The organism is Mucilaginibacter sp. P2_A5, assembly GCF_056404995.1.
The window spans coordinates 1-12408 of sequence record NZ_JBFUCY010000034.1 but is presented as its reverse complement, the minus strand read 5'-3'; the positions used below and the strand labels follow the sequence as shown (position 1 = coordinate 12408).

At 42.0% G+C, this 12408-nt stretch carries 7 protein-coding genes and 1 pseudogene; 4 read left to right on the top strand and 4 right to left on the bottom strand.

Translation table 11 applies throughout. The features are described from left to right. Positions 1 to 3: 3 nt before the first annotated feature. From AC1DXF_RS24145 to AC1DXF_RS24135, 3 genes are all read right to left on the bottom strand, one after another. Positions 4 to 3018: a SusC/RagA family TonB-linked outer membrane protein gene (locus tag AC1DXF_RS24145; protein ID WP_477451267.1), complete on the bottom strand. Its 3015-nt coding sequence runs from the start codon at positions 3016 to 3018 to the stop codon at positions 4 to 6. A gap of 500 nt (positions 3019 to 3518) precedes the next feature. Further along, positions 3519 to 5129, bottom strand: a complete 1611-nt coding sequence (locus tag AC1DXF_RS24140) for a DUF6377 domain-containing protein (protein WP_477451266.1) — start codon at positions 5127 to 5129, stop codon at positions 3519 to 3521. Between the two features lie 250 nt (positions 5130 to 5379). Further along, positions 5380 to 6423, bottom strand: coding sequence for a LacI family DNA-binding transcriptional regulator (locus AC1DXF_RS24135; protein WP_477451265.1), 1044 nt, complete (start codon positions 6421 to 6423; stop codon positions 5380 to 5382). Between the two features lie 270 nt (positions 6424 to 6693). Between AC1DXF_RS24135 and AC1DXF_RS24130 the strand changes: the two genes are divergently transcribed. The 4 genes from AC1DXF_RS24130 to AC1DXF_RS24115 all read left to right on the top strand — a co-directional run bounded on the left by AC1DXF_RS24130 (position 6694) and on the right by AC1DXF_RS24115 (position 11870). After that, positions 6694 to 7464: a DUF6377 domain-containing protein gene (locus AC1DXF_RS24130; protein ID WP_477451264.1), complete on the top strand. Its 771-nt coding sequence runs from the start codon at positions 6694 to 6696 to the stop codon at positions 7462 to 7464. Between the two features lie 43 nt (positions 7465 to 7507). Further along, on the top strand, positions 7508 to 8860 hold the full coding sequence (locus tag AC1DXF_RS24125) for an MFS transporter (protein WP_477451263.1): 1353 nt from the start codon (positions 7508 to 7510) through the stop codon (positions 8858 to 8860). A 51-nt stretch (positions 8861 to 8911) separates the two neighbouring features. Further along, a complete protein-coding gene (locus tag AC1DXF_RS24120) occupies positions 8912 to 10858 on the top strand; it encodes an amylosucrase (protein ID WP_477451262.1) in 1947 nt (648 codons plus the stop codon). A gap of 157 nt (positions 10859 to 11015) precedes the next feature. Then, the gene (locus tag AC1DXF_RS24115) at positions 11016 to 11870 is read left to right on the top strand and encodes a universal stress protein (RefSeq protein WP_477451261.1); all 855 of its coding nucleotides are present in this window, start codon (positions 11016 to 11018) and stop codon (positions 11868 to 11870) included. 264 nt (positions 11871 to 12134) lie between these two features. Here AC1DXF_RS24115 and AC1DXF_RS24110 read toward each other — a convergent pair. Then, positions 12135 to 12408, bottom strand: a pseudogene (locus AC1DXF_RS24110) (hypothetical protein); the annotation flags it as partial.

The window sequence follows — 12408 nt, the reverse complement described above, 5'->3', positions numbered from 1 at the left end:
ATATTAAAAACTCGCATTTAAACTTAATGTGAACGTACGTGCGCTTGGATATGATGTGTAATCTATACCACGTGACGGCACACCGTTTCTTTCTTTATTGGTGTTAATCTCCGGATCAAGACCGCTGTAACCGGTAATCAGGAATATGTTTTGGCCGGTTAGTCCTACACGCAAGGTTTTGATTGCCATTCCTTTTACAGGAAAGGTGTAACCTAAAGATGCGTTGCTCATCCTAATGAAATCGCCTTTTTCAAGGAAACGGGATGACACCTCGCCAGAGTTTAGCGGATTTTCGTTTGTTGCAGCAACCGCTGTGGTCACGTTACGGCCACTAACCAGGTTGCCTTTGTAAAAGAAGGCGTTGGCTGTGTTATTGTAGATATAAAAGCCGGTTTGTGCGTTTATGAAAAAGCTTAAACTCCAGTTGCCATAGTTAAACGTGTTATTGATACCGGCAAGGAATGTTGGAAGCGGGCTACCATGCGGGGTAGCAGCGTCAATACCGTCAGGGTATATACCAAAGCCGTTGGCATCTAAGCCGTTGTATTGCGCTACATTAAATTCATACAGTGGATAACCATTTCCAAAGAATTGTGCGTAAGCGCCTGATAAACCCTGGCCGTCAATGTTACCGGTAATTACGTTACGGTTTCCGAAATTCTCGATGCGGTTTTTAACAAAAGTCATGTTATAATTAATATCCCAGCTAAACTTTTTACCCTGGATAGCCTGGAACAGTAAGCCAACTTCCAAACCTGTGTTACGCACGTTACCGGGAAGGTTAACCCAATACCGGGTATTTGCTGCCGGTTGAGCCAAATCCTGCAGGAACAACAGATTTTTTTGCGATTTATTGAAATAGTCAATTGTACCGCTTAATCTGCCGTTTAACATGGTAAAGTCGATACCCGCGCCATAAGCTGTCTGAGTTTCCCATTTCAAATCAGGATTTGCTGCGTTAAGCGGAGTGCTTGAGGTGCCGTAGTAGTTAAGCTGCCTTAATGCAAGCGAAGCATATGACGGAAACTCCTGGTTACCTGTTTGCCCGTAGTTTAACCTTAAGCTTAAATCATCAAATAAATTTTTCGGCGCGAAACTTTCATTGCTGATACGCCATTTAAAGCCTCCAGCCGGAAAATTACCGTATTTATTATTATTACCAAAGCGACTTGATCCATCCCTCCTGATAATACCAGAGAAAATGTATTTGTCTTTATAAGAGTAATTGACACGGGCGAAAATAGATTGCAATTTATAGCTGCTGCTATCGCCTACCGGATAAGCCAAATGATTTTTAAATTCGTTATAGTTTTTCACATACTGACCTGGCGTAGCGGTGCCCCATCCCAAATCATTCCGGCTATAATTTTTATAATTAGAGTACGAATAGGCTACCAAAGCAGTTAAACTGCTGTTATCTGCAAATTTCTTATCATAATTTAAGGTATGTTCTGTGGTGGCACTCGTCAACTCGGTGTGCTGCAAAATACCCCGGCCATTGCCTGTTGCCGATGGAACATTAAAGTCCCTGATATTTGATTGATCAGTAAAGCCAACTATTCGTGGATCATAGAATGTTTTTCTTAAACCCCTTGATACGTCGACACCAATGTTTCCCTTATATGAAAGGCCTTCAAATAATTTAATGGTAAGCGTTAAGTTGTTCAGGAAACGGTTAATATTGTCCTTATCGTCGATCTGGTTTAACATCGAAACCGGATTTCTGAAGCTATTACCGTTAGGAAAACCATTGCCATCATATCCGTTCAGGTTAAAATACCTGCCCTGATCATCATAAACCGGCATGGTTGGATTGGTTTGAAGGGCCGCACCTATCAAGCTACCGTTAAAACCTGCATTGTTGGTAATGGGTGCAAACTGATCTTTTACATTTGAATACGATGATTGCAGATCAAATTTAACCCTGCCACTAAAAACAGATTGCGAAGCGTTGATGCGTGCATTAAAACGCTTAAGATCTGTGTTCTTAACAATACCCTGCTGATCGTCGTACCCGGCAGAAAATCTGTAATTCCCGGTATTGTTAGCGCCGCCAAAGGCAATATTATAATTTTGAGATACGGCAGTTCTTAATATCTGGTCCTGCCAATCTGTACTACCCTTGAAATCAACAGCAGTAGCATCGGCGCCTACAGCGGCTACCGCTTTCAGGAACGCGTCACGGCCAAGCAAATCATAACGTTTAGCTGCATTTGCCAAACTGGTGCTTGCCCCGAACTGAATGCCCGAACCTTTGCGCCCCTTACGGGTGGTAATCAAAATAACACCATTTGCACCACGAGCACCGTAAATCGCTGCGGCAGAAGCGTCTTTTAATATACTGATGTTTTCAATATCGGCAGGATTAATAAATGCCAGCGGGTTACGTGCCGAAGAACTACCTGCACCACTATCATAACCGCCGGCGGTTCCACCGTTATCAAGCGGTACACCGTCTACCACATATAAAGGATTGTTACTTGAACGAATGGAACTTGCACCACGGATGTTAATGGTAGCACCGGCACCGGGCTCGCCGCTTGCGGGTGTCACCTGTACGCCGGCTACGCGGCCTTGCAGCAACTGCTCCGGAGTTGCAATAACGCCCTTGTTAAAATCCTTGGTGCCTAATGATGCCACCGAGCCTGTCGCATCTTTCACCTTTTGACTTCCGTAGCCTATTACCACTACTTCATTTAAGGCCTTGCTTGAGCCATCCAGGCTCATATTAATGACTGTACGGCCGTCAATATTTACCGTTTGGGTGATATACCCTACATAAGTGAATTTCAGCGCGGTAACGTTACCGGCAACTGTAATGCGATAATTACCATCCACATCGGTTACCGTGCCTCCGGCTGTTCCTGTGGCTGCCACTACCGAGACTCCAATTAGCGAGGAGCCGTCTTTTTTGTCGGTTACTTTACCGGTAATAGTTTTGTTCTGCGCCAGAACAGGCACTGAAAAAAATACCACAACAGCAAAGAAACATACTTTGAGTAAGTGTTTAAATTGCATAATTACTGAGATTTAGTTGAATTGGTTTAATTAACTGGTTTAGACTTTGGCAGATAAAATAACCTTCCACGTTCGCAGCAGCCAGCGTATCTTAAATATTTTTTCATGAAATTTAACGAAAAAAATACTTAAATAAAAGTTAAATCACCTGGGTCAAAACACCAAAAAAACGGCTTACCGAAGAACTTAACTAACAATACTGGCTACTGAAAATGTAATGGTTTATGATATTACACCTAAAAATCTTATGCAATTTAGTTATTAAAGCAGTAGAAAAAAGTGATGCAGGACATAAGAATGGTAAAATGTGGATAATTTTAAATTTATATAAAAAAAAACGATGCCTTTATAAATTAAAATACTAATTATCAGCTATTTAAAAAAAACGACATCGATAAAAATATAAAGCTTTTATTACCCTTATTTTAACAATTTGTGATACTAAATTATCTGGAAAATGCTTTCTAAACTTTGCAAACGCCAATTCCGGCGCCCCCAATTTAATTAAGGTCAAATGCTTTGATATTCATGATGCGTTGCTCAAATTGCTCGGGGTGCAACGATTTCGCCTTGATACGCATTTTGTAAACGTAGATGGTATTAACAGAATATTCTAATATTTTGGCAATAGTATCGTTATCAGAAATGCCCATTCTGATAAGTGCAAATATTCTTAAATCGGTATTCAATAATTCATCCTCCTGGGGCCAAATCTGGTCTTTCTCGTCAAAAAGGCTATTAAATACGTTGATAAAGTTTGGAAATATCTTCACAAAAATGTGATCGAAACTATAATATAAATTTTCGCGCTCTTTTTTAATATCTATATGATGGATGATCGGCGTGATGGCGTCATACTTTTTCATCGAAATTTTAGCTTCTATAGATACCTTCAGGTTTTCGAGTTTTAATATATAACCGGATATGGCTTTAAAAAACTGCCCGATGTATTCTTCCTTAATTTTGGCGTCTACCAGGAGCTTGCCGTTTATATCGTTAAGCTGTGCATTTTTTCCTTCAATTATCTTTTCCTTAGTTTTTAGTTTTTTAAGCTGTTTTACAATCATCACCAGGAAAAATACCACCAACAATGCCAGGGCAGTTAATGTAAGCAGCAGGATCAGGAAGCGGTTCTTTTGATGTTCGGAATTGTTGAGTTCGGCCGCGGCAATAATTGGCAGTATTGATCCTATTTGTATTTTTCGTTGCCTTGCACCATAAAAATCAGCATCTCCTTTGGCCAATTGTATAAAACTATAAGCGTCTTTTATATTTCCTTCCTTATATAAAAGATCGGCCAGGGTATAAAGCGCAACCGTTTCACGGGTAGAAGATTTAATATCGGCTATGGCCGATTGGATCATCAGGTTAATACCCTCCTCTTTTTGATTTTCCTGTAAATAAATCATCCCCAGGGAGCAGGAAACCATTGCCCTTAAGTGCATGGTTATCACCATATCTTTTTCGAGCAGTTTACCAAACCAAACTTTACCCTGAACGTAGTTACGTTCCTGCAGTTTTTGTAAACCCAGCAGGTAATTACGGCTCACAAAGTCATCGCCGCAGAAGGATATTGCCGAATCGATAGATTTATTGCCCACTGTAATGTAACCAGGCGTAAAATACTTGTCGTTGCTATAGTTAGCTATATCGTAATAACACCTGCCCAAAAAAAAATAATAATCAATTTTGGCCGGGTTCTCCAAAACCTTAACATCAACCTTATGCAGATAATCAAAAGCTTCATGAAACATGCCCGATGACAGCAGGATAAATGCCATTTTTACATAGCTGTAATATTCTCCCTGCTTATCGCCCCGTTGCTTACTTAAAGCTATCATCTTATCAACATAAACATAGGCCGAATCAAACTGGTACCCTTTGTATTCGCTATAAATGCTGTTCAATGCAGAAAACTGTCTGTCATAATCGTCCTGGGACAGCCTTGACCTGTATAATTTCAGCCTGTTAATCCGCAGTTGTTTTGTATGTTCATAAGTACCCTTTTTCCCTATCTCCGTTTTTAATTCTTCAAGTAAATTATTTGTTGTATCAGATGCAAATGTTGAAAAAGACGCTAATAACAATAAAAAACAGAAAAAATACTTCATGCTTATATAATTCAAAGGTTTAAAACAAATTGGCGAACCGTTTATAAACAATACCCTGGTAAACTCCATGCTTATATTAATCATTAACCAATTAAAAGAGCCGGTTGGCTTCCATTTAAAGAAGCGTTTTAAATTTTACTGCTAAGAGTTTGAAATTACGGGTTTATATCTCAAAGATATATAAAGGAGCAGTCTTTATGGCTTACTTTATTAACATAATTAAACAATGGGGGAACTGTTGGGTATTATATTAAAGCGAGCCGCCTTCTACAAGGATGGAGTTAATTTTCATCTCCTGCATACCGGTACTTCCGGCTATGCAGGCCATCATTTTTACAAAAGCGCTTTTTGCCAGCTTAAAGCCACTAGTTTCAATAAAGGTAATTTGCGGATAATAAAATGTAGGTACCTGGCCCTCGCTTATAGCTATAATACCTATATCGCCGGGTACACGTAACTGCAACGTTTGTATAGCCTTCATTACCCCTATCAGCACCTCATCGCTCATGCAAAAAACAGCATCTGGCTGTTGCTGGGGTAAAGTATTCATTACAACATCAAAAGCCTCATTTATTGAGCCCGCGTGATGAATGGTTAACCTGGCTTCTGGGTTAACCTCCTGCAATGTTTTGGTAAACGCATTCAGCCTTTTTTTGGTAATAGACAATTCCACGTTTCCAAAAATGCCCAAAATATTCTCTTTATTTTTAATCGCCAGTGTTTTGGCAGCTATGGTTGCTGCCATCATATCATCAACACATATTTTAATACAATTTTCAACCGCGGGCACCTTATCAAAAAAAATAATGGGGATTGGATGGTCGCCTTGTTTAAAAAAGCTACTGATATCTGTAGTTTTAGTAGTTATCGAAATAAATATACCCGAAACCCTCCCCTGCCTGCACCTTTTAAGATTTTGCTGCTCAATAAGCGGATCGTCGCCAGATTGCAGCATAATTAACGAATACCCATACAACCGCGCCTCCTCTTCGAGCGAGCTGATGAACGATTGATAAAAATCGTTGGCTATTGTTGGTATAATTACCGCCAATTCCCTGCTTTGGTTGGTCCTAAGGTTAATTGCGTAGGTGTTAGGTTCATATTCGGCAACGGCAGCAAGTTCTTTAACCTTCTGCCTGGTTTCTTTTGAGATGTCAGGATGGTCTTTAAGTGCCCGCGAAACCGTTGAGATACTTAAATTAAGCATTTCGGCAAGTTTTTTTAAAGTTATATCGGGCATGGCATTGGTTGTTGGTAATCGGTTATTAAAAGTAGTATATTTTTTTGTTACCATTCATGCGCCTGCTTTTAAACAGTGCTGCTTATTGCTAATATCCTGTTAAACAATAACCATATTCAGTTTATCGCTCTATTTAGCCAACGCTTAAGCCAGGTGTTACTTAACTATTTTTCAACAACAAACATTATCGCAAACGTTTGCAGGCAGTTGCAAATCTTATTTTGCTTGTAGTGCGTATAAAACATGAAAGCTAAAGCCTACTTTTAAAAAGTATTACCAATTATAACCCGGTTTCCTTTTTTGCCAGTCAAAATTACCAAAGAGATGAGCATACACCATACTGCCGCCGTTTTTGTATTTTTTTGCTACACGCATCTTTTAGAGATAAGCGGAACATCTTTTTTAAAAGATATTCCAAAACTTATGTTTCATGTGCCGCAAATAAATGCCGGCATCGCTATAGCCCTGGCAATATCGGTATTGGTATCGGCTGCCTGTATACTAAGAGCTTATGCATTATCAAAACAAATAAAGTTTCAGCAGAATATTATAACGGAGCAGCAATCGCGCTTGCTTAGTTTAAATGAAATAATAGAGCAGAACGGGCAAAGCAAGGCCGATCATATAGGGCACTTTGTTTGCCTGGTATCAAACTATATTACCAAATTTGAAAAACTGCACAGGAGCGTAAAACGCCACTTAGCTGTAAAAAACTACCGCGATATACTTCCCTGTTTTGATGACATAGACGTTAAATACGAACGCAAATCGCTTTGCCGCGACTTTGACAAGTATTTTTTAAAAGCCTTCCCTAATTTTGTTATGGAATTTAACGCGATGCTGAAAAAGGAAGACCAGATATGGCCCAAACGCATCGGGCAGTTAAATACCGAACTCCGAATTTTTGCCCTCATGAAACTCGGCATTACCGATTGCGAAACCATAGCCGGCATTTTAGAATACTCGGCCAATACCATCTATGTTTATAAAATGCGCGTTAAGGCCCGGCTTAATATACCTGCCGATGACGCGGATGGGGTTACTTTGTTTAAAGCTTCATTTGATGAAGCCGGCCGTTATGTGAAATCAGCTTAAATATGCTATACTTTCTTAACTTATCACAATTTAACAACCATCCATGTCCATTTTAAAGCCCCGTTTAAGTTTCTGGCAAATCATTAACATGAATGTCGGTTTTTTTGGCATCCAGTATAGCTTCGGGCTTCAGCAAACTGCTATAAATCCATTATATACGTTTCTGCACGCCAGGCCCGAAGACCTCCCGCTGCTGAATTTAGCAGGGCCAATGACCGGTTTGCTCATCCAGCCGCTTATTGGCGCACTGAGCGACAGAACATGGCACCCGCGCTGGGGCCGCCGTAAGCCTTTCTTTTTAATAGGCGCCATTTTTTGCAGCCTTTGCCTGTTTGCGTTCCCCTTTAGCCGGGCGCTATGGATGGCCGTTGGTTTACTGTGGATATTAGATGCCGCCAATAATACCGCCATGGAACCTTACCGGGCTTTTATAGCCGATAAACTGCCCGAAAAACAACGGGCCTTTGGCTTTTTAACGCAAAGCTTTTTTACCGGCCTTGGGATTACCCTGGCCAACTTATCGCTTGGCTTTTTCAAAAATATCATCCAGGGCAGTACAAAAACCAGTGATGGGCAATCGGGCATTCCCTACTGGGTTTTCGGGTCGTTTTTTATTGGCGCCATCTGTTCTATTGTTTCAGTTGTCTGGTCGGTTACCACTACGCCCGAGATCCCTCCTACCGAAGCTGAGCTGGCCGAGCTAAGGGGTAGAAAGAAAGGCCTTTTTGAACCCGTAAAAGAAATTTTTGCGGCCATTAAAGATATGCCCGGCATTATGTGGAAACTGGCATTGGTATACCTGTTTCAATGGTATGCCATGTTTTGTTACTGGCAGTTTGTATCGTTAAGCATAGCTAAATCGGTATTTCATACCACGCCCGATGGTAACAAAGAATTGTATGAGCAGGCCGTAGTATGGGCCGGTAAAGTAAACGGATTTTATAATATAGTTACCTTTTGTTCGGCATTCGGCCTGGTTTGGCTCGCGCACAAGTTCAGCGCAAAATATGTGCATATTGGCTGCCTGCTCATGGCCGGTGCCGCCTTGCTGATATTCCCGCACCTTACCGACAGAAATTTGCTATTTGCACCAATGGTAGGCTTTGGTATAGCCTGGGCCAGTATGATGGGCGTACCCTACATTATGGTAATAGGCAGCATCCCCAAAGAGCGGTATGGCGTTTACATGGGCATCATCAACATGATGATTGTTGTGCCTATGATATTACAAACCATCAGTTTTGGTTTTATTTATAAAAATTTCCTGGGCGATAACCCCTTAAATGCCATCACTTTTGCGGGGGTATTGTTATTAATTGCAGCCGCAGCAACCATACGCATTAAAAAAGATAGAATAACAGACGAGGTAATAGTACCCGCAGGAGCAGTACATTAACTAGTGAATAACCTGTTTTATCAACTCATTTTTGGATAAAAATTTATAATCGTGTACAACCATCAATTACATCAGCGGGTTAACAGCATTTTAAGCCAATACAATATTGACATTGCCGGTACCGACAATGCATTTTACATACGGCTGATGACCAGCGCCGATACCATACAAGATCTTTATCAGGAGATTTACGGCAGCCACGCGGCCGCTGCACCTGTATTTGAACAACTGTTCTTAAATATCATCAAAGCCTATTCAAAAAGACCGGCGGCGTTTAAAAATAAAGACGAGGCAAAAGCTGCAAAGGGCAACTGGTTTTTAAGTAACCAAATTACCGGGATGAGCCTGTATGTAGATAGGTTTTGCGGCACATTGAGCAACCTGGGCGGTAAACTGGCCTATTTTGAAAAACTCGGCGTAAACTTTTTGCACCTGATGCCCCTATTTGAAAGCCCGCCCGCCGCAAGTGATGGCGGGTACGCGGTATCCGATTTCAGAAAGATAGATGAGCGGTTTGGGTCATTAGCCGATTTAAAACGGCTGCGCAAACAAATGGACGCCAAACAAATGTACCTCATGACGGATATTGTGCTTAACCATACATCCAACCAACATGAATGGGCGTTAAAGGCAAAAAATGGTGATCCCAAATACCAGGACTATTTTTACATGTTTGATGACAGGGCAATTCCCGATCAATACGACCAAAGCATGCCCGAAATTTTCCCGGAAAGTTCGCCCGGGAACTTTACTTACGTACCGGAGTGTAATAAATGGGTAATGACCGTTTTCCATCACTACCAGTGGGATTTAAATTATACCAACCCCGCTGTGTTCCTGGAGATGCTTGATATCGTACTTTTTTACGCAAACCTGGGTGTAGATCTCCTGCGGATTGACGCGCCCGCTTTTATCTGGAAGCAATTGGGCACCAATTGCCAAAACCTGCCGCAGGCCCATGTATTATTGCGCCTTATTAAGCAATGCGTATTGGTAGCCTCGCCGGGGATGGCCCTGCTTGGTGAAGCCATTGTGGCCCCCGGCGAGATCATGAAATACTTTGGCAATGGCCGGTTTGCCGCTAAAGAGTGCGACTTTGCCTACAACGCCACCCAAATGGCGCTGCAATGGGATATGCTGGCCACCGGCGATACCCGTGTAATGCTTGCCGCCCAAAACCAGTTGTTACAAAAACCATACGGCGCCTCATGGATTACCTATACCAGGTGCCATGACGATATTGGCTTAGGTTACGATGATGAAATGATCAGGAAGGCGGGCTACGATCCCTATCGCCATCGCCGGTTTTTGCAGGATTATTATACAGGCAATTTTGTGTCGAGCCCGTCGGCAGGTGCTTTATTTTCGGCTAACCCCCAAACAGGCGATGCCCGCATCAGCGGTTCGCTGGCTTCATTATGCGGCCTTGAAAAGGCCATACAACGTAACGATGCAGGTGCAATAAACACGGCCATTCAAAAAATTTTACTGATGCAGGCGCACAGCTTTTTTCTTGGCGGCATACCCATGATTTTTTATGGCGATGAGGCCGGCTATACTAACGACTACTCCTATTTAACCGATGAAGCTAAAAGTTACGATAACCGGTGGATGCACCGCCCGGTAATTGACTGGCACAAAAACGAGCTTATAAACACCCCAGGAACAGTTGAAAATATTATTTTTTCGGGCACCCAAAAGTTAATCACCATCCGCAAAAAAATATCCGCCGTGGCCGATCATAATAACCTGCATTGGTTTAAGCCATATAACATTCATGTGGCAGGCTACGCCAGGACTTATGAAAACAAAACCTTTTACGGGGTATTTAATTTCAGTAACGAGGTGTGCTATCTTGCATGGGCGGCTTTCGGGTTAAATGAGGGTACTACAACACCGTTAACCGACCATTGGACCGGCAATGAATACGACATAGCCGGTAGTGGCGGATACCTGATCATCGAGCCCTTTGGTTTTCATTTAATGGAGGTTTTATAACCCCGATCCATCAATATTTTTGATAGTTATTGGGTGAACCATGTTTCACCCGTTACTCCTTTTGATTTTGTAGCGCATATCATTTTGTGCCGTGACCATCGTCATACTTTTGGCCGGCTATTTTAGCCAATTTTACTCCCGGTTAAAACGGCAAAAAATGAAAACATTATTAATTCCTACCGATTTTTCGGCCAATGCAAGGCATGCTGTCAAATACGGCTATTACCTGGCCAAACAGATGAGAGCTAAAGTATTACTGTGCAATGCGGTAATTGTACCGGCAGAAATGCCGCAAACCGGGTTTACAAGCTGCATGGCGGAAGAAAGCGAATTGCTGATAGATGACAGTACCGATGAGTTACAACGCCTGAAAGCCCATCTCGAACTTACTGACCAAACCGATAGCTTCAGGCCCGAAGTGGGTTATGTAAATGAAGCAGGCCTTGTTACCAATGTAGTGAACACCCACAGCGCATCTGCCAATGTTGGCCTGGTTGTGATAGGGCAACATAGTAACAGCTCTTTAAGTAGTTTTTTGTTAGGAAATCATTCCGGTGCCCTAATTGACGCTGCCAAAAAACCACTGTTAATCGTGCCGCCGCAGGCGCCTGTGCAAATGGTGAAAAAGATTGCCTTTGCTACTGATTTTAACAAAATCGGGAAAGACCTTAAATCAATATATGAATTAATAGCATTGGCCAGGCCGCTCAAAGCCGAGATTCTGCTGACGCATGTTTATACCGGCAAGCACGATACTGCAGTTATGCAACCATTGACAGACCTGTTGATGACCGAGCTATCTAACAAAGCCGATTATCCCCACATTTATTACCGTGCGCTGGAGGACACCAATGCCGAAAAAGGCCTTGCCTGGCTATGTGAGCATGGGCAGGTAGATATCCTGGCCATGAACCATGGCCCTTATAGCGTTATCAGCGATATTCTTAACTTAAGTCATACAAAAAAAATGGTTGCCCACCTGTCTGTTCCTTTACTGGTTTTCCAGGCATAATTGGGATGGGGCTATTTGGTTTTATGCTTGCCACCCTGTAAGGCGGGGATTGTCCGTATCTTATAAGGAATGACATCGAAAAAAGGGGTTGTCATGCTGAGGAACGAAGTATCTATTCGCGAACTTTTCTATCGGTCATGCACTGCTGATAGATCCTTCGTTCCTGCCATTGACACATTTATAACTAACTGATTATCAATGCCAAAATTTGTCATCTGCAATGCCATTATTTGTGCGCAAATAAAACTTACTGCCATTGACACATTATGCAGCAGTTTGATTTTCAATCAGTTGCACATTGTGCTTTTTAGCTAATCTTTTCAATGATGCCATCTCTCTTTTCTTTAGTTGCTCTTCATAACGCTTAGTTCCCTCCTCCACGTACGCGGTTCCTTTGGTTAATGTATTGTAATAGGCTATAGCCAGCTTTCTGGCACCTGCTTTTATGGCTATTCCCGAATCTTTCCGGCCGCGAAGCTTTCTCATAAAACTACCGATGGCACTATCTTTACTTTTCAATAGTGATTGAGCGCACTGG